The 23272-nt window shown below is 59.1% G+C and carries 19 protein-coding genes and 1 other RNA gene; 1 reads left to right on the top strand and 19 read right to left on the bottom strand.

Annotation, left to right across the window (positions count from 1 at the left end; genetic code table 11):
* Nucleotides 1-105: 105 nt before the first annotated feature.
* On the bottom strand, nucleotides 106-2847 hold the full coding sequence (gene secA, locus POR16_RS04890) for a preprotein translocase subunit SecA (protein ID WP_005890186.1): 2742 nt from the start codon (nucleotides 2845-2847) through the stop codon (nucleotides 106-108).
* Between the two features lie 305 nt (nucleotides 2848-3152).
* Here secA and POR16_RS04885 point away from each other — a divergent pair, with 305 nt between their 5' ends.
* On the top strand, nucleotides 3153-3614 hold the full coding sequence (locus POR16_RS04885; RefSeq protein ID WP_005890184.1) for a DUF721 domain-containing protein: 462 nt from the start codon (nucleotides 3153-3155) through the stop codon (nucleotides 3612-3614).
* A 109-nt stretch (nucleotides 3615-3723) separates the two neighbouring features.
* Here the strand turns inward: POR16_RS04885 and lpxC are convergent, their stop codons facing one another.
* From lpxC to rsmI, 18 genes are all read right to left on the bottom strand, one after another.
* Complete coding sequence (gene lpxC / locus POR16_RS04880; RefSeq protein WP_005890181.1) at nucleotides 3724-4635, bottom strand: UDP-3-O-acyl-N-acetylglucosamine deacetylase; 912 nt, start codon at nucleotides 4633-4635, stop codon at nucleotides 3724-3726.
* Between the two features lie 112 nt (nucleotides 4636-4747).
* Nucleotides 4748-5935 (bottom strand): cell division protein FtsZ, encoded by a 1188-nt coding sequence (gene ftsZ / locus POR16_RS04875; RefSeq protein WP_005890179.1) that lies wholly within the window; start codon nucleotides 5933-5935, stop codon nucleotides 4748-4750.
* A gap of 88 nt (nucleotides 5936-6023) precedes the next feature.
* Complete coding sequence (gene ftsA, locus POR16_RS04870; protein ID WP_003364017.1) at nucleotides 6024-7280, bottom strand: cell division protein FtsA; 1257 nt, start codon at nucleotides 7278-7280, stop codon at nucleotides 6024-6026.
* A 14-nt stretch (nucleotides 7281-7294) separates the two neighbouring features.
* Entirely contained in the window at nucleotides 7295-8164 is an 870-nt protein-coding gene (locus POR16_RS04865) for a cell division protein FtsQ/DivIB (RefSeq protein WP_005890178.1), read from the bottom strand.
* Between the two features lie 3 nt (nucleotides 8165-8167).
* Nucleotides 8168-9127, bottom strand: a complete 960-nt coding sequence (locus POR16_RS04860) for a D-alanine--D-alanine ligase (protein ID WP_005890177.1) — start codon at nucleotides 9125-9127, stop codon at nucleotides 8168-8170.
* Entirely contained in the window at nucleotides 9124-10584 is a 1461-nt protein-coding gene (murC, locus tag POR16_RS04855) for a UDP-N-acetylmuramate--L-alanine ligase (RefSeq protein WP_005890176.1), read from the bottom strand. The genes POR16_RS04860 and murC overlap by 4 nt, the downstream gene beginning before the upstream one ends.
* On the bottom strand, nucleotides 10577-11647 hold the full coding sequence (murG, locus tag POR16_RS04850; protein WP_024668816.1) for an undecaprenyldiphospho-muramoylpentapeptide beta-N-acetylglucosaminyltransferase: 1071 nt from the start codon (nucleotides 11645-11647) through the stop codon (nucleotides 10577-10579). The genes murC and murG overlap by 8 nt, the downstream gene beginning before the upstream one ends.
* A complete protein-coding gene (ftsW, locus tag POR16_RS04845; protein WP_005890173.1) occupies nucleotides 11637-12851 on the bottom strand; it encodes a putative lipid II flippase FtsW in 1215 nt (404 codons plus the stop codon). The genes murG and ftsW overlap by 11 nt, the downstream gene beginning before the upstream one ends.
* Complete coding sequence (murD, locus tag POR16_RS04840; RefSeq protein WP_005890171.1) at nucleotides 12848-14194, bottom strand: UDP-N-acetylmuramoyl-L-alanine--D-glutamate ligase; 1347 nt, start codon at nucleotides 14192-14194, stop codon at nucleotides 12848-12850. Before murD ends, ftsW begins: the two co-directional genes overlap by 4 nt.
* A 5-nt stretch (nucleotides 14195-14199) precedes the next feature.
* A complete protein-coding gene (mraY, locus tag POR16_RS04835) occupies nucleotides 14200-15282 on the bottom strand; it encodes a phospho-N-acetylmuramoyl-pentapeptide-transferase (protein WP_005890169.1) in 1083 nt (360 codons plus the stop codon).
* Nucleotides 15282-16652, bottom strand: coding sequence for a UDP-N-acetylmuramoyl-tripeptide--D-alanyl-D-alanine ligase (locus POR16_RS04830; protein WP_005890167.1), 1371 nt, complete (start codon nucleotides 16650-16652; stop codon nucleotides 15282-15284). Before POR16_RS04830 ends, mraY begins: the two co-directional genes overlap by 1 nt.
* Complete coding sequence (locus tag POR16_RS04825; protein ID WP_005890165.1) at nucleotides 16645-18111, bottom strand: UDP-N-acetylmuramoyl-L-alanyl-D-glutamate--2,6-diaminopimelate ligase; 1467 nt, start codon at nucleotides 18109-18111, stop codon at nucleotides 16645-16647. The genes POR16_RS04830 and POR16_RS04825 overlap by 8 nt, the downstream gene beginning before the upstream one ends.
* Nucleotides 18111-19841 carry a peptidoglycan D,D-transpeptidase FtsI family protein gene (locus tag POR16_RS04820; protein ID WP_005890163.1) on the bottom strand — a complete coding sequence of 577 codons (1731 nt, stop codon included), beginning with the start codon at nucleotides 19839-19841 and terminating at the stop codon, nucleotides 18111-18113. The genes POR16_RS04825 and POR16_RS04820 overlap by 1 nt, the downstream gene beginning before the upstream one ends.
* A complete protein-coding gene (ftsL, locus tag POR16_RS04815) occupies nucleotides 19838-20131 on the bottom strand; it encodes a cell division protein FtsL (protein ID WP_003340690.1) in 294 nt (97 codons plus the stop codon). The genes POR16_RS04820 and ftsL overlap by 4 nt, the downstream gene beginning before the upstream one ends.
* A complete protein-coding gene (gene rsmH, locus POR16_RS04810) occupies nucleotides 20128-21069 on the bottom strand; it encodes a 16S rRNA (cytosine(1402)-N(4))-methyltransferase RsmH (protein WP_005890159.1) in 942 nt (313 codons plus the stop codon). Before rsmH ends, ftsL begins: the two co-directional genes overlap by 4 nt.
* Nucleotides 21070-21071: 2 nt before the next feature.
* Nucleotides 21072-21527 (bottom strand): division/cell wall cluster transcriptional repressor MraZ, encoded by a 456-nt coding sequence (gene mraZ, locus POR16_RS04805; RefSeq protein WP_005620303.1) that lies wholly within the window; start codon nucleotides 21525-21527, stop codon nucleotides 21072-21074.
* 307 nt (nucleotides 21528-21834) lie between these two features.
* Nucleotides 21835-22192: RNase P RNA component class A (gene rnpB, locus POR16_RS04800), an RNA gene on the bottom strand.
* Between the two features lie 76 nt (nucleotides 22193-22268).
* Nucleotides 22269-23138: a 16S rRNA (cytidine(1402)-2'-O)-methyltransferase gene (gene rsmI / locus POR16_RS04795; protein WP_024691041.1), complete on the bottom strand. Its 870-nt coding sequence runs from the start codon at nucleotides 23136-23138 to the stop codon at nucleotides 22269-22271.
* Nucleotides 23139-23272 lie beyond the last annotated feature (134 nt).

Here is a 23272-nt window from a genome sequence, read left to right as displayed (position 1 = left end):
GGTGCTCCTCATGGAGTGTGGCGCCGTCCACAGTGGTACGGCTATCAATGAAAAAACGCCGCGACGGGCAAGCCGGTCGCGGCGCAGGTATTACATAGTCAAGGCTTAGTTGATCTGGCCGTGACAGTGCTTGAATTTCTTGCCAGAGCCACACCAGCACAGCTCGTTACGACCCAGTTTCTGATCGTTGCGCACAGGCTCGGAAACAACAGCTACTGGCGCTTCGCCGCCTTCTTCGTCCAGGAGCGGCTGATCGATACCCGGCGCAGGCGCGTGCTCGAACTGCATGCGACTGGCCAGCTCTTCGGCTTCGCGACGCTGGCGTGCCTCTTCTTCCTCTGGATCTTCGCGACGGACCTGAACGTGCGAAAGCACACGGATAGTGTCGCGCTTGATCGAGTCCAGCAATTCCTGGAACAGGGTGAAGGACTCGCGCTTGTATTCCTGCTTCGGATTCTTCTGAGCGTAGCCACGCAGGTGAATACCGTGACGCAAGTGGTCCATGGTCGACAGGTGATCTTTCCACAGGTCGTCCAGCACACGCAGGAGGATCTGCTTCTCGAAAGAACGCAGGGCTTCGGCGCTGGCCTGATCTTCCTTCTCGTTATAAGCCACCAGCAACTGCGCCATGATCTTCTCGCGCAGGCTGTCTTCATGCAGGTTGTCGTCTTCGTCCAGCCACTGCTGAATCGGCAGTTGCACGGCGAAGTCGGTGTTCAGGGAAGCTTCCAGGCCAGCGACGTTCCACTGCTCTGGCAGGGACTGTGGCGGAATGTGCTGACTGATGAGGTTGTTGAGGACTTCTTCGCGGAAGTCGGCAATGGTCTCACCGATGTTTTCAGCGGCCAGCAACGTGTTGCGCATGTGATAGATCACTTTGCGCTGCTCGTTGGCCACGTCATCGAATTCGAGCAGTTGCTTGCGGATGTCGAAGTTGCGACCTTCCACCTTGCGCTGCGCTTTTTCGATGGCGTTGGTCACCATGCGATGTTCAATGGCCTCACCGGACTGCATGCCCAGCGCCTTCATGAAGTTCTTCACCCGGTCAGACGCAAAGATGCGCATCAGGCTGTCTTCAAGCGACAGGTAGAAACGGCTGGAACCGGTGTCACCCTGACGACCGGCGCGACCGCGCAGCTGGTTGTCGATACGGCGCGATTCGTGACGCTCGGAAGCGATAACGTGCAGGCCGCCAGCTTCGATGACCTGCTGGTGGCGCTTCTGCCAGTCAGCTTTGATCTGCGCGATCTGCTCAGGGGTCGGGTCTTCCAGGTTGGCAACTTCAACTTCCCAGTTGCCGCCCAACAGGATGTCAGTACCACGACCAGCCATGTTGGTGGCGATGGTCAGCGCCCCCGGACGACCGGCCTGGGCAATGATCTCAGCTTCTTTTTCGTGGAACTTGGCGTTCAGAACCTTGTGTTCGATACCTTCCTGGTTGAGCAGACTGGACATGTGCTCGGAAGTTTCGATGGTCGCTGTACCCACCAGCACTGGACGGTTTTCCGCCAGGCAAGCCTTGATGTCGGTCACGATGGCTGCGTACTTCTCTTCCGCAGTCAGGTAAACGAGGTCGTTGAAGTCCTTGCGCGCCAAAGGCTTGTTCGGCGGAATGACCATCACAGCCAGGTTGTAGATCTGGTGGAATTCGAACGCTTCGGTGTCGGCTGTACCGGTCATGCCGGACAGCTTGTTGTACAGACGGAAGTAGTTCTGGAAAGTGGTCGACGCCAGGGTCTGGCTCTCGGCCTGAATATTCAGGCCTTCCTTGGCTTCGATGGCCTGGTGCAGGCCTTCGGACAAACGACGGCCCGGCATGGTGCGACCAGTGTGTTCGTCAACCAGCAGAACCTGACCGTCCGAGACGATGTACTCGACGTTGCGGTTGAACAGCTTGTGCGCACGCAGGCCGGCATAGACGTGAGTCAGCAGGCCAAGGTTATGCGCCGAATACAGGCTCTCGCCTTCAGCCAGCAGGCCGACTTCGGTGAGCATCTCTTCGATGAACTGGTGACCGGCTTCGTTCAGTTCGACCTGACGGGTCTTCTCGTCAACGGTGAAGTGGCCCGGTTTGGTGACCTCGCCTTCCACTTCCTCGATATGCTGCTCGAGCTTGGGGATCAGGCGGTTGATTTCGGTGTACAGCTTGGAGCTGTCTTCGGCCTGACCGGAAATGATCAGCGGCGTACGCGCTTCGTCGATCAGAATCGAGTCGACTTCGTCGATTACGGCAAAGTTGAGTTCGCGCTGGAACTTGTCGTCCATGCTGAACGCCATGTTGTCGCGCAGGTAATCGAAGCCGTATTCGTTGTTGGTGCCGTAGGTGATGTCGGCAGCGTAGGCGGCGCGCTTCTCTTCCGGTGGCTGGAATGGCGTGACGATACCTACGGTCAGACCGAGGAATTCGTACAGCGGACGCATCCAGTTGGCATCGCGACGAGCCAGATAGTCGTTCACGGTTACCACGTGGACGCCCTTGCCGGACAAGGCGTTGAGGTACACGGCCAGGGTGCCGACGAGGGTTTTACCTTCACCGGTACGCATTTCCGCGATCTGGCCTTCGTGCAAGGTCATGCCGCCGATCAACTGAACGTCGAAGTGGCGCATGCCCATCACACGCTTGCCCGCTTCACGAGCAACGGCGAACGCTTCCGGCAGCAATTGATCGAGGGTCTCGCCTTTGGCTATGCGGGCCTTGAACTCTTCGGTCTTGGCGCGCAGTTGCTCGTCCGAAAGGGCCACCATTTGCTCTTCGAAGGCATTGACGATCTGTACCGTCTTGAGCATGCGTTTGACTTCACGCTCGTTCTTGCTTCCAAAAAGTTTTTTCAACAAAGGCGCAAACATATCGACAGGATCTTCCACACATAGGAATGGAGGGCGGCCCCGTGAGTCGCCCGTGCAGCCCAGATGGCCGCATGCGAACGAGCATTCTACCCGGAAACGATGGTGAGGAAAGTGGCGTTATTCCACGATGCTGGCACAGCGCTGTGACGGGGCAGTTTTACAATGGGGCCATTTTCAAGCACTTCAACCCGCAATTCGGGGAAGTTACTCATTGATTTGCATATGAAAGCACGGAAATGCCTTCAAAAGCAGCCGCCTGAATGCTTTCTGTTAACATGTTCATCTTGTTACTCAGGCAATCCCCCATGGCCTTTCGTCCTCTGAATGCCCGCCCACCTGCCGTTTTGCTACGTGAAGCCAAGCCGCTCAAGGCCATCTTTCGTCACGCAGAACGCCTCAGCCATCTGCAGCGCCTGCTCGAAAGTCAGCTTCAGCCTGCGGCGCGGGAGCATTGTCACGTGGCCTCATGGCGGGAAGGTTCCTTGTTGCTGATCGTGACGGACGGTCATTGGGCGACGCGCTTGCGCTATCAGCAGAAACGCCTGCATCGGCAATTGATTGCCTTTGACGAGTTCATCAACCTGACTCGCATTGTCTTCAAGGTTCAACCGCCAGAAGCGCCACGCGGCGCTGCCACGCATACCATCGACCTGTCGATGGTCGCGGCTGAAAACATTCAGGCCACTGCCGACAACATCTCCGACCCCAAGCTGCGGGCCGCACTCGAGCGACTGGCCAGCCACGCCCGAGACAAGAAAAAGCCCTGAGCGCACTGAAAGAACCGGTAGTCAGCCTGACATTTTCGGAAAAAAACCATAAAAAAAGGCCACCCGAAGGCAGCCTTTAAAATACAAAAGGAAAGAGAGTAAAGCTTCCTTACACGGCCGCTACAGGGCGCATGTAAGAAATAGGTGCAGTACTGGCATCCTCGAAGGTCACCACTTCCCAGGCGTCTTTCTGCTCGATCAACGTGCGCAAAAGACGATTGTTCAGTGCATGCCCCGACTTGAAGCCCCGGAACTCCCCGATCAGGCTATTGCCGAGCAGGTAGAGGTCACCGATGGCGTCCAGGATTTTGTGTTTGACGAATTCGTCCTCGTACCGCAGGCCGTCTTCGTTCAATACGCCGTCCTTGTCGACCACAATGGCGTTTTCCACGCTGCCGCCGAGTGCGAGATTGTGCTTGCGCAGGTACTCAATATCACTCATGAACCCGAAGGTCCTGGCACGGCTGACTTCCTTCACGAAGGAAGTGCTGGAAAAGTCCACGCTTGCACTTTGAGTGCGGTCGCGGAAGACGGGGTGATCGAAATCGATCTCGAAACTGACCTTGAACCCTTCGAAAGGCACGAAAGTAGCGCGTTTACCGCCCTCTTCCACTGAGACTTCACGCAGGATCCGGATGAATTTCTTCGGCGCGTCCTGTTCTTCCAGGCCTGCCGATTGAATCAGGAATACGAAAGGGCCTGCGCTGCCGTCCATGATCGGGACTTCGGAGGCAGAGAGCTCGACGTAGGCGTTATCGATGCCAAGGCCAGCCATGGCCGAGAGCAAGTGTTCCACCGTGTCAACTTTGACATCACCATTGACCAGTGTGGTCGACAACGTGGTGTCACCGACATTTTCCGCACGTGCAGGTATCTGCACGACCGGATCAAGGTCAGCTCGGCAAAACACAATGCCGGTATTCACAGGTGCGGGCTTGAGGGTCAGGTAAACCTTCTCCCCGGAGTGCAGGCCTACACCTGTGGCACGGATAATATTTTTCAGGGTGCGTTGTTTAATCATGGCATGGGCCGCTTCAGCGCAAGTTGCGAACTGGTATCAACAAAGGCTGGCGATGATAGCAGACCATGCCTTTGCTGAACACCAATCACCCTAATACCCCTGATACATTTCATCAATCGGCCTGACGACGCAGGAAAGCCGGGATGTCCAGGTAATCGAGATCGTCGTTAGGATTCATCTTCGCGGCTGCGGTTGCGCCTGCGTGTGCCTGATTGCGCATCACGGTAGGACGGTCCAGATCACGATAATTGACCGATGGAGCTTCCTGACGGGCAGCTTGCTGGGCAGGCGCCTGCTGGGTGGTCTGCATCGTGTTGTCGATCACCTTGACTGGCTTCTCGATTTTCGCGCCCAGGCCGGTAGCAACCACAGTCACGTGCAACTCGTCACGCATGTCCGGATCGATAACGGTACCGACCTTGACCATCGCGTGCTCGGAAGCGAACGCTTCGATGATGCTGCCCACGTCGGAGTACTCACCCAGAGACAGGTCAGGACCGGCAGTGATGTTGACCAGGATGCCGCGAGCGCCTTGCAGGTTGACGTCTTCGAGCAGCGGGTTGCGGATGGCTGCCTCAGTCGCTTCACGTGCACGGTTAGGACCGCTGGCGCAGCCAGTGCCCATCATCGCCATACCCATTTCGCTCATCACGGTGCGAACGTCGGCGAAGTCGACGTTGATCATGCCCGGACGCTTGATGATGTCGGAGATACCGCGAACGGCACCGGCCAGTACATCGTCAGCCTTGGCGAAAGCCGACAGCAGGCTGGCGTCCTTACCGAGGATGGTCAGCAGCTTCTCGTTGGGAATGGTGATCAACGAGTCGACGCTTTCGGACAGCATGCGGATGCCTTCATCGGCGATCTGCATACGCTTGCGACCTTCGAACGGGAACGGACGGGTCACGACTGCGACCGTCAGAATGCCCATTTCCTTGGCCACTTCGGCAATGATCGGTGCTGCACCGGTACCGGTACCGCCGCCCATGCCAGTGGTGATGAAAACCATGTTGGTGCCCTGCAGGACTTCTGCAATGCGCTCACGGTCTTCCATGGCGGCCTGACGACCGACTTCAGGATTGGCGCCAGCGCCAAGACCTTTGGTCACGCCTGTACCGAGTTGCAGGATGGTCCGTGCGCCAATGTTTTTCAGCGCCTGAGCATCAGTGTTGGCGCAGATGAATTCCACGCCTTCGATGTTGCTCTTGACCATGTGATTGACAGCGTTTCCGCCACCACCGCCTACACCGATTACTTTAATGACCGGGCTTTGCGGGACGTTGTCTACGAGTTCGAACATTTTCTCTCTCCTTCCGCTTTCTAGTTAGTTTTGCCTACTGCCTGCCGATGTTGCTTTTGTCGCCCTGAATCTTTGAAAACCTTGAAACTCAGAAATTTCCCTGCACCCAACGCTTGATCCGCTCAAGCACCGGAGCCTTGGTCTCGTCGCTGTAACTGCTGTTGCCGACAATCCCGGACAGCGAAATGCCATCCGATTGCTTTTGCAGCCCGTACATCAACAGGCCTACGCCAGTCGAGTAGATCGGGTTGCGCACGACATCCGCGAGCCCTTTGACGCTGTGCGGTACGCCGAGGCGCACCGGCATGTGGAAGATTTCCTCAGCCAGCTCTACCGCACCTTCCATTTTTGCCGTACCACCGGTCAGCACGATGCCGGCCGGGATCAGGTCTTCGTAGCCGCTGCGACGCAACTCGGCCTGGATCAGGGTGAACAACTCGTCGTAACGAGGTTCGACCACTTCGGCCAAGGCCTGGCGCGACAGCTCGCGAGGTGGACGGTCGCCCACGCTCGGTACCTTGATGGTTTCCCCTGCACCGGCCAGTTTGGCCAGGGCGCAGGCATAACGAATCTTGATTTCTTCGGCGTACTGGGTCGGGGTACGCAGCGCCATGGCGATGTCGTTGGTGACCTGATCGCCGGCAATCGGGATGACCGCGGTGTGACGAATGGCGCCTTCGGTGAAAATCGCGATGTCGGTGGTACCGCCACCGATGTCTACCAGGCAGACGCCCAGCTCTTTCTCGTCGTCGGTCAGCACCGAATAGGCCGATGCCAGTTGCTCGAGAATGATGTCGTCGACTTCCAGGCCACAACGGCGCACGCACTTCTCGATGTTCTGCGCGGCATTCACGGCGCAGGTCACTACGTGTACCTTGGCTTCCAGTCGCACGCCGGACATGCCCAGAGGCTCGCGCACGCCTTCCTGGTTATCGATCACATAGTCCTGAGGCAAGGTGTGCAGCACGCGCTGGTCGGCAGGAATGGCCACTGCCTGGGCGGCATCAAGCACACGCTCAAGGTCGGCGGAGCTGACTTCTCGGTCACGAATCGCCACGATACCGTGGGAGTTCAGGCTGCGAATATGGCTGCCCGCAACACCGACGAACGCCGAGTGAATACGGCAGCCGGCCATCAATTGCGCCTCTTCGATTGCGCGCTGGATCGACTGCACAGTCGACTCGATATTCACCACCACGCCCTTCTTCAGGCCGCGTGAAGGATGGGTACCGATACCCACGATTTCCAGCGAACCATCGGCCGCGACTTCGCCTACCAGCGCCACCACCTTGGAGGTACCGATATCCAGCCCGACGATCATTTTGCCGCTTTGCACGTTTGCCATGGTCTTGCCTCTTATCAATTCTTCGCGACGGCGGGTTTTTCCGTCGTTGCCGCTGCCGGGTCACGCCAACCGACCGCCAGGCCGTTGGAGTAGCGCAAGTCGACACGCGCGATATTCGTGATTTGTTCTTTCAGCGTTTTGTCGTAAATCGCGATGAAACGGCGCATTTTTTCGACGAGGTGGTCGCGTCCAAGCAACAATTCGATACCCGGGCCAGCACTACCGGCGCCTGTTGTCAGGAACCAGCTGCCGCGCTCGCGCAGTTCAAGGCGCACGATGGAGAAGCCCAGAGGGCGCAACATCTGACTCAACACCTGATACTGCTGCATCACCTGCTGTTGGGCCCGCTGCGGACCGAACAACTGGGGAAGATGTTCATAGTTGGACAGTTCACGCGGCGTGAAAGCCTGCCCCTGGTTGTTCAACAACGACTCGTCGCCCCAACGGGCAACCGGCAGTTGCTCTTCAAGACGAATCACTACCTGATCCGGCCAGACACGACGCACCTCGGCGTGCGCAATCCACGGCATCTGCTCCAGCTCGGTGCGCATGGCCGTCAGGTCGATCTTGAAAAAGCTCGACGCCACGTACGGCGCAATCCGCTGCTGCACGGCCTGCTGGCTGATGTAACTCAAATCGCCCTGCACATTGATGCGGGTGATCGGCCGATCGGCATACGGCAACAGGCGCTGTGCTGCCTCATAAGTGCCGAAGCCCAGAACCACCAGCAGCACCGGCCACATCAGACGCTTTAGGAAACTGAAGTTGGCCTTGGGCAGACGCGCCGACAGAGGCTCCTTGGCCACCATCCGGCTGGCGCCACGCGGCACCGGCTTGTTGCGGCCGGGAGCGGGTGACTGAGGACGTGCCGACGGGCCGTACATGCCTTACCCTCTCGCCTGAACGCTGTCGGCCAGAATCGCCAACACCAGTTGTTGAAAATCCAGACCGGCAGCACGCGCCGCCATCGGGACCAGGCTGTGATCGGTCATGCCGGGCACGGTATTAACTTCCAGCAACCAGAACTTGCCCTGCGCGTCCTGCATGACGTCCGTGCGCGCCCATCCGGCAATGCCAATGGCATCGCAGGCGCGTGCAGCAAGTTCTTTGAGTGCCTGTTCCTGAACATCGCCAAGCCCGCACGGGATACGGTATTGCGTATCCGAAGCCAGATACTTGGCGTCGTAATCGTAAAAACTGTGAGGAGTACCAAGGCCGATGGGAGGCAGCACCTGCCCACGCAGAGAGGCCACAGTGAACTCAGGGCCCTGAATCCACTGCTCGACTAACACTTGCGAATCGTAGGTACTGGCGGCTTTCCAGGCGGCGATCAATTCATCGACGCTGTTCACCTTCGCCATACCGATACTTGAACCTTCATGGGCCGGTTTGACGATCAAAGGGAAGCCCAGTTCCGTCGCGGCGCAAATACAATCGTTCTCGTTTTCCAGCACCGCATGCAGTGGCGTCGGGAGGCCCAGACTCTGCCAGACCTGCTTGGTCCGCAGCTTGTCCATCGCCAGCGCAGAAGCCAGTACGCCACTGCCTGTGTAAGGGATTTCAAGACACTCGAGCAGCCCTTGCATGGTGCCGTCTTCGCCACCGCGTCCGTGCAGAACGATGAAGGCACGGTCGATCTTTTCACTGACCAGACGGTGCAGGAAATCATCCCCCACATCGATACCGAACGCATCGACGCCCGCATCGAGCAGCGCCTTAAGCACTGCATTGCCCGAATTCAGAGAGACTTCCCGTTCGGCACTCTTGCCACCGAAGAGCACGGCGACACGGCCGAAGCTTTTCGGCTCCAGTGTCGAGCGCAGGGAAGACAGGACGGCGGCTGTCATTTCAGCTTACCTTCGGTTGAAGCCACTTTGGCGCCGACGAACAGCGGGCTTTTGAGCAGTTGTGGCGCAAGGCCGCCGATGTCCCCGGCGCCCTGGCACAGCAGAATGTCGCCAGCGCGCAGCAATGGCTTGACCAGTGGTGCCAGCTCGACGCCACGCTCGATGTAGATCGGGTCCAGCTGGCCGCGCTGACGAATGCTGTGGCACAGGTTGCGACTGTCCGCACCCGGAATCGGTTCTTCGCCGGCCGGGTAGACTTCCATCAGCAACAGTACGTTGGCATCGGCCAGCACCTGCACGAAGTCGTCGTACAGATCGCGTGTGCGACTGAAACGGTGTGGCTGGTAGACCATCACCAGGCGACGATCCGGCCAGCCACCGCGTACTGCATTGATCACGGCAGCCACTTCCCGCGGGTGGTGACCATAGTCGTCGACCAGCATCACGTTGCCACCGTCGACAGGCAATTCGCCATATACCTGAAAGCGCCGACCGACGCCCTGAAAGCCCGACAGACCTTGAACGATGGCCTCGTCACTGACGCCTTCGTCGGTCGCAATGGCGATCGTCGCCAGCGAGTTGAGCACGTTATGGTTGCCGGGCATGTTCACCGACACGTCAAGTGGCTCGCGGTCGCGGCGCAACACGGTAAAGAAAGTCAGCATGCCGTCCTGACGCACGTTGATCGCACGTATGTCGGCAGACTCGCTGAAGCCATAGGTCAGCGTCGGGCGCTTGACCATCGGCAGGATTTCACGCACCACAGGATCGTCGATGCACATCACTGCCAGACCGTAGAACGGCAGGTTGTGCAGGAACTCGACAAAGGTCTTCTTCAGCTTGTTGAAGTCGCCTTCATAGGTCGCCATGTGATCGGCGTCGATGTTGGTGACCACTGCAACCAGTGGCTGCAGGTGCAGGAAGCTTGCATCGCTTTCATCGGCTTCGGCGATCAGATAACGGCTGGTGCCCAATTGCGCGTTAGTGCCGGCAGCATTCAGCCGGCCGCCAATCACGAACGTCGGGTCCAGGCCACCGGCAGCGAACACAGAAGCGATCAGGCTGGTGGTGGTGGTTTTACCATGTGTGCCAGCAACCGCGATGCCGTGGCGATAGCGCATCAGCTCGGCGAGCATCTCGGCGCGTGGCACGACGGGAATACGGCGTTCCAGAGCCGTAGCCACTTCCGGGTTGGAGGTGTTCACGGCGCTGGACACCACGAGTACGTCGGCACCCACGGTGTTTTCGGCACGGTGACCGACAAAAATCTGCGCACCGAACGATTCGAGACGATCGGTAACCGGGGAGCTCTTGAGGTCAGAGCCAGAAACTTCGTAACCCAGGTTCAGCAGCACTTCGGCAATGCCGCACATGCCTACGCCGCCGATACCGACGAAGTGGATGCGACGGATACGGCGCATTTCAGGTTGTGGCATGGCGCGTTGATTCTCAACCATGAGCCACCTCCACACAGATATCCACAACAGCGTTGGTGGCATCGGGCCTGGCCAGGCGACGTGCAGTGCGGGCCATGCTGTTCAATTGTTCGGGTTGCATCAAAACCTCTTTCAGGCGTGCGGCCATCTCGGCGGCGCCAGTTGTCGCTTGTGGCATGACGAAGGCTGCGCCTTCTCGGGCCAGATAGTCAGCGTTACGAGACTGATGGTCATCAATCGCGTGGGGCAGTGGTATCAGCAACGACGGCAGACCGGCGGCGGCCAGTTCACTGATGGTCAATGCGCCTGCGCGGCAGACCACCAGGTCGGCCCAGCCATAGGCTTGGGCCATGTTCTGGATAAATGGCGCGACTTGCGCCTCGACGCCTGCGGTGCGATAGCGCTCTGCAGTAACGGCGTCATGATTCTTGCCCGACTGATGAAACACGTCGGGCTGGATGTCCTGAGGCAGCCGGGCCAGCGCCTCGGGCAGCAGTTTGTTCAAGGGTTCCGCGCCCAGGCTGCCGCCCAGTACCAACAGACGAGCCTTGCGTCCGGCCAGCGCCTGACGCGGAGTTTCCAGAAACAGCTCGACCCGCACCGGGTTGCCCGTGGTGCGACGCTTGGCAGATGCAGCGAACGTGTTCGGGAATGCTTCGCACACGCGGCTGGCAAACGACGCCAGGCTGCGATTGGCAGTTCCTGCAACGGCGTTCTGCTCATGAATGATCAACGGTACGCCCGCCAGCTTCGCCGCCAGACCGCCTGGGCCTGTGACGTAGCCACCAAAACCGACCACGCAGACCGGCTTTAACTGGCGCACGACCTTGCGGGCCTGCATCAGGGCCTTGAGCAACATCAAAGGGGCCTTGAGCAACGACAAGCGACCCTTGCCACGCAGACCGGTGACGTTGATCAGGTGCAGCTTCAGACCGGCCTGGGGCACCAGCTCGTTTTCGATGCCGCGTGGCGTGCCCAGCCAGTGGACGTTGTAGCCACGTGCCTGGAACTCGCGTGCGCAGGCAAGCGCCGGGAACACATGCCCGCCGGTACCACCCGCCATGATCAGCACGTTAGCGTCCATTGGGCGTGTCCTCGGCGAAATCGCTTTCCTGGAACTCGGCTTCTTCGCTGCCCATGTTGTTGCGCGATTCCCATTCGATGCGCAGCAGCAGGCCCAGGCTTGCACAGCAGATAACCAGCGAGCTGCCGCCATAACTGAGGAAAGGCAGCGTCAGACCCTTGGTCGGCAGCAGACCGACGTTCACGCCGATGTTGATCAGGAACTGACCGATCCACAGGAACGACAGGCCGTAAGCCACATAAGCGCCGAAAAACTGCTTGGCTCTTTCTGCCCACATGCCGATGTACATGCCCCGAATACTGACAAACAGGAACAGCGCGACAGTCAGCAGCGAGCCGACAACGCCCAGCTCTTCGGCGAGTACCGAGAACACGAAGTCGGTGTGCGCTTCTGGCAGGTAGAACTGCTTCTGTACGCTGTTGCCCAGACCGACGCCGATCCACTCACCGCGCCCAAAGGCGATCAGCGCCTGGGTCAATTGGTAGCCGGAGCCGAACTGGTCAGCCCACGGGTCAGTAAAGTTGGTCAGGCGCGCCATGCGGTATGGCTGTGCCTGAACCAGCACCACCACCGACGCCACTGCCAGCACCACCATCAGCGAGAAGCGGAACAGGCCGACGCCACCGAGAAACAGCATCGCGGCTGCCGCGCCCATCATTACGACAGTCGCACCGAAGTCTGGCTCCATCAACAACAGGCCAGCCATCGGCAAAAGCACGATGAACGGTTTGAAGAAGCCCATCCAGCTTTCACGCACTTCCTGCTGCTGACGAATCAGGTAGCCAGCGAGGAAGATCACCACAAATACCTTAGCGATTTCGGATGGCTGCACGTTGAACGCGCCGAAGCCGATCCAGCGCATAGAACCGTTCACCTCGCGCCCGATTCCCGGCACCAGCACCAGCAGCAAAAGGCCGAACGCACCGAGCAGCATCAGCCAGCCCAGACGTTGCCAGGTGGCGACCGGAATCATCATGGTCACGCCGCAGGCGCCCAGACCGATCAGCAGGTACACCAGGTGGCGGGTCATCATGTACAGCGTATTGCCGGACTGCACGGCAGCCACTTCCGACGAGGCAGAAGTAATCATCACCAGGCCAAGGCCCAGCAGAGCCAGACAGCCGACCAGCATCGGGAAGTCGAGGTCGATGCCGCGGCCGCTGATCAGCGGCGATGGATAAGGCTTGATCACACCGAAGATCATGACAAGCACTCCACTGCCTGCGCGAACACACGTCCGCGCTCTTCATAATTCTTGAACATGTCCAGGCTGGCGCATGCGGGGGAAAGCAATACAGCGTCGCCGCCTTGAGCCAGCGATGCGCTGCGCTCTACTGCGGCCTGCAACGTGTCGACGCGGATCAGCGGAACTGCATCCCCCAACACCTGGGCAATCAGTTCGGCGTCGCGACCCAGCAAGACGACCGCGCGGCAATGTTCTGTCACTGGTGCGCGCAAACCGCTGAAGTCAGCACCCTTGCCATCGCCACCAGCGATCAGGACCAGCTTGCCATCGATGTCCGAACCCAACCCCTTGATGGCAGCCAGCGCAGCGCCAACGTTGGTGGCCTTGGAATCGTTGTAGTAATCCACACCGTCATGCTCGCGCAGCCATTGGCAGCGATGTTCCAGCCCGGTGAACTCGCGCAGGCTGGCAAGCATGGCCTCGAATGGCAGGCCCACAGCGTGCCCCAGCGCCAGCGCAGCGAGTGCATTGGCCTGATTGTGCGCACCGCGCACTTTCAGATCACGCACCGGCATCAGGTTTTCGAACTGGAACGCCAAGTACTTTTCGCCGTTCTCTTCGCGCAGACCGAAACCGTGAAAATCAGGCTTGTTGAGGCCAAACGTCCAGCAAGGCAGACCTTCGCCGATCAGCGGGCGGGACAGCGCGTCCTGACGATTGACCACCACTTGCCGGGCACCGCGGAATATCCGGTGCTTAGCCTGATGGTAAGCAGGCAGACCGGTATAACGGTCCATGTGGTCTTCGCTAATATTCAGCACGGTCGCCACTTCAGCATTGAGCTGGTCGGTGGTTTCGAGCTGAAAGCTGGACAGCTCCATCACATACAAATCGATGTCATCACTGAGCAGGTCGAGCGCCGGAGTGCCAAGGTTGCCGCCCACCGCGACGCGCTTACCTGCGGCCTTGGCCATGTCGCCGACTAGCGTGGTGACTGTGCTTTTCGCATTCGAACCCGTGATGGCGATAATCGGTGCCTTCGCGTAACGCGCGAACAGCTCGATATCGCCAGACAGCTTCACGCCGCGTGCATGGGCCTGCTGCAGCGCCGGGGTACCTAGCGCCAGACCGGGGCTGACATACAGCTCGTCGGCACGGCAGAGGAAATCGACGTCCAGCTCGCCACAACGCACTTCCACCTGCGGATACTCACGACGCAAGGTCGCCAGCTCAGGAGGATTCTCCCGCGTGTCGGCCACAGCAAAGGACACGCCCCGGTTCGCCAGGAAGCGAACCAGTGACATGCCACTTTTGCCAAGCCCCACAACAATGCGGAAGCGGTCGGAAACGATCAGGGACACTCGTTTTACCTCAGTTTCAGTGTGGCAAGGCCGATGAGCACCAGAATCACGGTGATGATCCAGAAACGGACGATCACGCGTGGCTCGGGCCAGCCTTTGAGTTCAAAGTGGTGGTGAATCGGCGCCATGCGAAACACCCGGCGGCCGGTAAGTTTGAAAGACGCAACCTGAATGACCACTGAAAGTGTTTCCATCACGAACACGCCGCCCATGATGAACAGGACCATTTCCTGACGCACGATAACGGCCATGGTGCCCAACGCCGCGCCGAGCGCCAGCGCACCGACGTCGCCCATGAAAACCTGTGCCGGATAGGTGTTGAACCACAGGAACCCGAGCCCCGCACCAATCAGCGCCCCGGAGAACACGATCAGTTCACCCGCCCCCGGAACATAAGGAATCAGCAGGTACTCAGCGAACTTCACGTTACCCGACAGGTAGCAGAAGATGCCCAGAGCGCCGCCGACCATCACGGTCGGCATGATTGCCAGGCCGTCCAGACCATCAGTCAGGTTGACGGCGTTACTGGAGCCCACGATCACGAAATAGGTCAGCACGATGAAGCCGATGCCCAGCGGAATACGAACATCCTTGAGCATTGGCACGATCAGCGTGGTTTCAGTTGCTGAAGGCGCAGTCGTATAAAGAAAGATGGCTGCGCCAAGGCCGAACACCGACTGCCAGAAGTACTTCCAGCGGCTCGGCAAGCCCCGAGAATTCTTTTCGATCACTTTGCGGTAGTCATCGACCCAGCCGATGGCGCCGAACAGGAAGGTCACCAGCAACACAACCCACACATAGCGGTTGCTGAGGTCAGCCCACAGCAAGGTGCTGATGCCGATGGACGACAGGATCAGCGCCCCGCCCATGGTCGGCGTGCCGGATTTCGACAAGTGCGACTGCGGGCCGTCATTGCGGACCGACTGGCCGATCTGGCGCATCTGCAAAGTGCGGATCATCCATGGACCCAGGCACAGCGACAGCGTCAGTGCGGTAAGCACGCCAAGGATCCCGCGCAGAGACAGGTACTGAAAGACCGCAAAGCCTTTGTAGAACTGTTGTAGAAACTCGGCCAACAGCAGCAGCATTAATGTTTCTCCAGGCTAGAACCGCACAAGGCAGCTACGACGTTTTCCATCGCAGCGCTACGCGAGCCCTTGATCAATAAAGTGGTATTAGGGTCCTGCTCGGCGCCCAGCGCTGCGATCAACTCTGCCTGACTGGCAAAGTGATAGGCATGTTCACCAAAGGCGCTGACGGCATGAGTCATCAGCGGGCCGACGGCATACAGGGCCGACACTTTGCCAGCGGCGTAGGCACCCACTTCGCGGTGCCCCTGCTCGGCCCAGTCGCCCAGTTCGCCGATATCGCCCAGCACCAGTACGGTACGGCCGGTGAAACCGGTTAGAACATCGACGGCAGCGTTGATCGACGCAGGGTTGGCGTTGTAGGTGTCATCAATGACGCGAACGCCATTGCTGGCGATCTGCGCGACCGCCCGGCCCTTGACCGGTTGCACGTTGTTCAGACCGGTGACGATGCCTTCCAGCGACACGCCCAGGGCACACGCAGCAGCCGCAGCGGTCAGGGCGTTAGTGACGTTATGCGCACCCAACAGGTTGAGTTGCACCTGTGCTTTGCCCAATGGGCTGTTGAGCGTGAAACCCGGGCAGCCTCTGGCATCGCGGCTGAGGTCACTGGCGTACAGATCGGCGGCCGTGTCAGCCAGTGCGAAGGTCAGCACAGCACGGTTGCCTGCACGCTTGCGCCAGATCGGAAACGCCTTGTCTTCCAGGTTCAGCACAGCCGTGCCGGTAGCGTCCAGACCTTCAAGGATCTCGCCCTTGGCCTCGACGATTTTGTCCGGACCGCCGAACTCGCCCACATGGGCAGACCCGGCGTTGGTGATCATGGCCACATGCGGCTTGGTGAGGCTGACTGTGTAAGCGATTTCACCGACGCGCGAGGCGCCCAGCTCAATTACAGCCGAGGTGTATTCGGGAGCCAGCTCCAGCAGGGTGAGCGGCACACCGAGCTCATTGTTCAGGTTGCCACGCGTCGCCAGCACAGGCCCGCGCGTGCGCAGGATGCTTGCGAGCATCTCCTTGACCGTGGTTTTGCCACTGGAACCGGTGACTGCAGCAACAGGCTTGTCGACAAACGCATTGCGATTCATCGCGCCCAGCTGGGCAAGGGCCTTGCGGGTGTCGAGCACAACCAGTTGCGGCAGCGTTGCGCCTTCAACCTCGCGCTCGACCAACGCGCCGACTGCACCTTTGGCCGCTACTTGTTCAAGGTATTCGTGACCGTCGAAACGCGGACCGGTCAGGGCGACAAACAGTTGCCCCGCCTGAATACCACGGCTGTCGGTGCTCACGCCGTCGAAACGGCAATCGCCACCTACCCTGCGGGCATCAAGCGGCACGAGCAACTCAGCGAATGTCATGGGCTTAAGCATTGGCAGCCTCCCACGCGGCAAGCGCTCGGGCAGCTTCTTCAAGATCAGAAAACGGCTGACGCTGGCCGCTGATTTCCTGGTAGTCCTCGTGCCCTTTGCCAGCAAGCACTACAACATCATCAGCGCTGGCACCGGCAATCAACTCGGCAATGGCCTGGGCGCGCCCCTCGATGAAGCTCACCTTGTCGGCGGCCGTAAAGCCCGGACGGATGTCGGCGAATATCTGAGAAGATGATTCGTTGCGAGGGTTGTCGTCAGTGACGCAGATACCGTCGGCCAGTCGCTCGACCACTTCCGCCATCAGCGGACGCTTGCCGCGATCGCGGTCGCCACCGCAACCGAACAGGCACAGCAAGCGACCTTTGGCATGAGGGCGCAGTGCTTCGAGCACTTTTTCCAGCGCGTCCGGGGTGTGCGCATAGTCAACGACCACCAGCGGCTTGTCAGCACCACCCAGACGCTGCATGCGTCCGACCGGGCCTTCGAGTTTTGGCAGTACCTTGAGGATTTCGTCCAGCGCGTAATCCAGCCCCAGCAAAGCGCCGACCGCAGCCAGCACATTGCTCAGGTTGAACCGGCCCAACAGGCTGCTGCGCAGAAAATGCTCGCCTTGCGGCGTAACCAGCGTGGCGCGCACGCCATCGTCATCGAATTTGGCTTCGCGACAATACAGATACGCCGAGCTGTCCAGCTGGCTGTAGGTGATCAGACGCGATTCCTGCTTGAGACCAGCCATCTGACGGCCAAAATCGTCGTCAAGGTTGATCACCCGGCAGTTCAGATTTGGCCATGCGAACAATTTGGCCTTGGCAGCGCCATAGGCTTCCATAGTGCCGTGATAATCCAGATGATCACGAGACAGGTTGGTCAGCACTGCCACGTCGAACGCCAGCGCGGTCGCCCGTCCCTGATCCAGACCGTGGGACGACACTTCCATCGCCACAGCTCGCGCGCCGGCCTTTTTCAGGTCAGTCAGCGTCGCCTGAACCGCAATAGGGTCAGGCGTGGTGTGGCGACCGCTTTGCAGCGAACCATAGAAACCGGTGCCCAGCGTGCCGACGATGCCGCAGCGCTGACCCAGTGCGTCAAGCGCCTGGGCAACCAGCTGAGTGACACTGGTCTTGCCATTGGTGCCGGTGACGCCAACCAGGTTCAGCCTGCGGCTTGGATCGCCGTAAAAACGACCTGCGATGTCAGAAAGCTGCGCAGCAAGCCCCTTGACCGGAATCAGCGGCACGTCAGTGAGCGGCAGGACGTTGGAGCCTTCTACCTCATACGCCACTGCCGCCGCGCCGCGCTTGAGCGCATCGGCAATGTGCGCGCGACCATCAGCCTTGATGCCCGGCACAGCCAGAAACAGATCGCCCGGACGCACGTTACGGCTGTCCAGGGTCAACTCGCGGATCAGTGGATCGCGGTCGGTATGATTAGCGAAAATTTTGCTCAGACTCAAGGTCATCAACCACGCCCTCCTTTGGCTGCGGGTGCTGCATTGACTTGCTCCGGTGGCGCAAGGTTGTCAGGCGTCACGTTCATCAGACGCAACGTGCCGGACATGACCTTGCTGAACACTGGCGCAGAAACCAGACCGCCGTAGTAGCCGCCCTTGCTCGGTTCGTCGATGACGACCACGATGGCGTAACGCGGGTTACTCATCGGTCCGAAACCGGCGAACAGCGAGCGATAGGAGTTTTCCGCGTAGCCCTTGGTGCCGATGGACGTCTTGCGTGCGGTACCGCTCTTGCCACCAACGTGATAGGACGGCACACGGGCGCGATACACGCCGCGCGGGTCTTCGATCACCTGCTGGAGCATGCCCTGCAGTGTCTTGGCGGTTTTCTCTGGAATGGCCTGAGTCGACTCTGGCTCTTTGTCTGTCTTCAAGATGGTCAGCGGTACGATCCGGCCGTTGTTGGCCAGCGCGCCATAGGCGTGTACCAGTTGCAACGCGGTGACCGACAGGCCGTAGCCATAGGACAGCGTGGCGGTTTCTGCTTTGCGCCATTCACGGTAGTTGGGCAGGTTGCCAACGCGCTCGCCAGGGAAGCCCAGACCGGTGTACTGACCGAAACCGACACGCTGCATGGCGCGGAAAATCGCTTCGCCGCCCACATCGAACGCGACTTTACTCATGCCGACGTTACTGGAGTTGATCAGAATGCCGGTCAGGTCGAGGATCGGCCCTTCGGTCTTGGTCACGTCACGAATGGTGTATTTGCCGATCTGCAAAGTGCCCGGATAAACCTCGACCTTGTCGGTCGGCTTCCAGCGACCGCTGTCCAGCGCTGCAGTCATGGAAATCGGCTTCATGGTCGAACCCGGTTCGAACACGTCAATTATTGCCCGGTTGCGCATGGCGGCGGGCACCATCGTGCGACGGTTGTTCGGGTTGTAGGTCGGCTGGTTGACCATCGCCAGGACTTCACCGGTCTTGACGTCCATGATCACCATGCTGCCGGCCTTGGCCTCGTTCTCTACGATCGCGTTGCGCAGCTCACGGGTTGCCAGATACTGCAGACGCAGGTCAATGGACAACGCCAAGGTCTTTCCGGCCTTGGCATTCTTGGTCACCTGAACGTCCTTGATCAGCCGTCCACGCCGGTCCTTGATGACCTGACGCTTGCCGGGCACGCCGGCAAGCCAGTCGTCATAGGCCAGCTCTACACCTTCACGACCGTGGTCGTCGAGGTCGGTAAAGCCGACCATGTGTGCGGTCACGTCGCCTGCCGGGTAGAAACGGCGGAATTCTTCGATGCCATAGACACCTGGCACTTTCAGATCCAGCGCAGCCTGACCCTGCTCAGGCGTCATGCCGCGAACCAGATAGATGAACTCCTTGGTGGACTGCGCTTCAAGACGCTCGGTCAGGGCTTTAAGGTCCTGCCCTGTCGCCGCTGCAAGCATTGGCCACTTGGACTTGTCCTGCTGCATTTCGCGCGGGTTGGCCCACAGCGTGGTTACCGGCGTACTCACGGCAAGCGGCTCGCCGTTGCGATCGGTAATCAGACCGCGGTGAGCAGGAATAGGGATATGCCGAAGACTGCGCGCGTCGCCCTGCTCCTTGAGGAAGGTATGGTCGATGACTTGCAGGTCGACGATGCGCCAGCAAATGGCAAGCACCAGCGAGACAAGAAGCCCTACGACTACGCGGAAACGCCACGGATAGAGTGCGCCCTCAAGCTTCATCATGGCGCCACCATCCGTACTTCAGCGGCGCTTGGAATGCGCATCTTCAGTTGCTCGGTGGCCAGTGTCTCGATGCGGCTGTGCGCGGTCCAGGTACTTTGTTCAAGGATCAGACGCCCCCATTCTGCCTGCGCCTTGTCGCGCACGCTCATCTCCGAATACAGCGAGTTGAGCAGTTGGCGGTTCCAATGGGCACTATAGGAAACGCCGATGGCCGAAATCAGGACAGCAATAAACAGCAGCAGCATAATGAAGCTGCCGCCGGGCAGAGGTTTCAGGAACAGCCGGCTCACCTGAGCTTCTCCGCTACACGCATGACAGCACTGCGCGAGCGTGGGTTGGCCTTGGTTTCGGTATCGGAAGCGAATTGAGCCTTGCCGTGAATCTTGATTTTCGGCTCGAATGCCTTGTATTGAATAGGCAGGTTGCGCGGCATGTTGTCAGCTTCGCCCTTGGCGAGCTTACGCATGAACAATTTGACGATGCGGTCTTCAAGCGAATGAAAGCTGATGACCACCAGACGTCCACCCACTTCCAGAGCTTCCATTGCCGCTTCGAGGCCAGCTTCCAGATCGCCCAGCTCGTTGTTGACGTGAATGCGCAAGCCTTGAAAGGCTCGCGTTGCAGGATTTTTGCCTTTTTCCCAGGCAGGGTTGGCCACCTTGAGAACTTCAGCCAAGTCGGCCGTGCGCTCGAAAGGCTGGATTTCACGGCGCTGGACTACGGCGTTGGCCATGCGTTTTGCAAAGCGCTCTTCACCGTATTCCTTGAACACGCGGGCGATTTCTTCGGCGGGGGCACTGGCAATGAACTCGGCAGCACTGACGCCACGAGTCGGGTCCATACGCATGTCCAGAGGGCCGTCATTCATGAAGCTGAAGCCGCGCTCCGGGTCATCCAGCTGCGGGGACGACACACCCAGATCCAGCAGAATACCGCTGACCTTGCCTGCCAGGTCACGCTCCAGAGCTTCCGAACCCAGCTCGGCGAAGCTGCGCTGCACAATGACAAAGCGGCCGTCTTCGGCCGCTAGCGCTTGCCCGGTGGCAATCGCTTGAGGGTCCTTGTCGAAACCCAGCAGCCTTCCGTCAGGACCGAGATGGCTCAGAATAAGGCGGCTATGCCCGCCACGCCCGAACGTGCCGTCCAGATAGCAGCCATCAGCGCGCACCGCGAGAGCCTCCACGGCTTCTTCGAGCAGCACGGTAATGTGAGTAAAGCCGCTATTCATAGTCACAGGATCAAGTCACGTAATTCGTCGGGCATCGCGCCAGGTTTTTGAATGGCAGCCAGGTCAGCATCAGCAAGAGCGTTCCAGGCGTCCTCGTCCCACAGTTGAAACTTGTTGAGTTGGCCTACCAACATCACGCGCTTGTCCAGCCGCGCGTACTCGCGCAAGCGCGGAGGCACCAGAAAACGCCCGCTGCCGTCCAGCTCCAGGTCGACAGCATTACCAATCAAAAGCCGCTGCAGCCGACGGTTCTCTTCACGAAACGTCGCCAGATCACGAAGTTTTGCCTCTATCAGCTCCCATTCGGACAGCGGATAGAGGCACAGGCATGGGTCTACAGCATCGATGGTCACGATCATTTGCCCCGCGCTACGCGAATCCAACTCGTCACGGTACCGACTCGGCATAGCGAGACGGCCCTTGGCATCGAGATTGATTGCGTTGGCACCACGGAACACAGGCGCATTCTCCGAATATTAGCTTTTTGCGCTAAAAAAACCCACTTCGTGCCACTTTCTGCCACTTGCGCACACTATAGGAACCCGCCTGCCACACCGTCAAGGCACGGTCTTAAGGAAAACCCTTACATTTCGGAGATTTAGAAGCGGTATCGGACGAGAAAGGGTAATTTCACGAAGGTTCTGACGGATTAATCCCACACAGCTCAAACCATTGCGGCTCGAAGTTAATGTGATTTATGAGCTGTAAGATTTTTTTGGTATTACGAAGGGGATTTGCTGCTGAAAAGCGGAGGGTATGAAAAAGGTGGAGAGTCGATCTGTAAGCCGGGTTCTGTCGAGGACAGTCATTCCTCTACGACGGCCATCACTGGACGTCTTTAGCAACCTACCCGGTTCCAGCGCGGGCCACGCCTAGGAACCCTATTTGGTCTTGCTCCGAGTGGGGTTTACCTTGCCACGAACTGTTGCCAGACGTGCGGTGCGCTCTTACCGCACCTTTTCACCCTTACCGGCACCGAAGTGCTTAGGCGGTTATTTTCTGTGGCACTTTCCGTAGGCTCGCGCCTCCCAGGTGTTACCTGGCACTCCGCCCTATGGAGCCCGGACTTTCCTCCCCCCCTTGTTGCGGAACAACAAGAGGCAGCGACTGTCCAATCGACTCTCCGCCGACAAGGTTAGCGGCACACGCCTTCGAGAACAAGCTTTAATAGTACCTCCAGCCCTTCCAGGAACAGCTCGTCAGCCCTTTTGAGCCTCCAGCGCCACCTGATAGAGCAGGTTCTTGCGCACACCGGTGATCTCGGCAGCCAACGCGGCAGCCCGCTTCAGCGGCATCTCTTCGAGCAATAAACCCAGAACCCGGCGGGCCTCCGCCCCTACCACATCGTCTTCTTCCGGCTGCGTCCAGCCAGCCACCAGAACAACGCATTCGCCGCGCTGCTGATTGCTGTCGCCCTCGACGAACGCGCGCAGCTCACCCAAAGGCAGACCCTTGAGTGTTTCGAAAGTTTTGGTTATTTCACGAGCCAGCAGTGCATGACGGTCGGCGCCGAAGACCAGCTCCATATCCTGCAGGCATTCCAGGATCCGGTGCGGCGCTTCGTAATAAATAAGTGTACGCGGCTCTTCCTTCACCTTCTCGAGCTTTGCCCTGCGACCCACGGCCTTGGCTGGAAGAAAGCCTTCGAATATGAAGCGATCAGAAGGCAGACCAGCCGCCGAAAGCGCTGCAATCAGGGCACAGGCACCCGGCACCGGAACCACCGGCACGCCCGCGGCACGTGCCTGGCGCACAAGGTGATACCCGGGATCAGAGATCAGGGGCGTTCCGGCATCGGAAATCAGCGCGATATCGTCGCCCGCCAGCAGGCGAGTGATGAACCGGCTACCCTCATCCCGTTCGTTATGCTCGTGGCAGGCAGCCAAAGGCGTTGATATCCCGAAGTGCTGCATCAGACGCGCAGAGTGACGCGTGTCTTCTGCCGCGATCAGCGCAACTTCACGCAACACCTTCAGCGCTCGCACACTCATATCGTCCAGATTGCCGATAGGAGTCGCCACAACATAAAGCGAACCCGGAGTGGAATTCGAAACAACCGGAACAGTCAAAACGCAAACCTCATATGTTAAAGCTGGGTGCCTGGAAAAACGCATTGTACAGGCTGCGACCCATATCAACGGTTCGCGCACCTGGGATGCCGATAAAAAGGGAATGAAAACATGATTACGTCCAACCGTGGAGT

Origin of the sequence: Pseudomonas coronafaciens pv. oryzae str. 1_6 (genome assembly GCF_000156995.2) — a bacterium.
Lineage (GTDB): Bacteria > Pseudomonadota > Gammaproteobacteria > Pseudomonadales > Pseudomonadaceae > Aquipseudomonas > Aquipseudomonas tremae.
The sequence above is the reverse complement of the archived record's forward strand: the minus strand, read 5'-3'. Positions and strand labels throughout refer to the sequence as shown.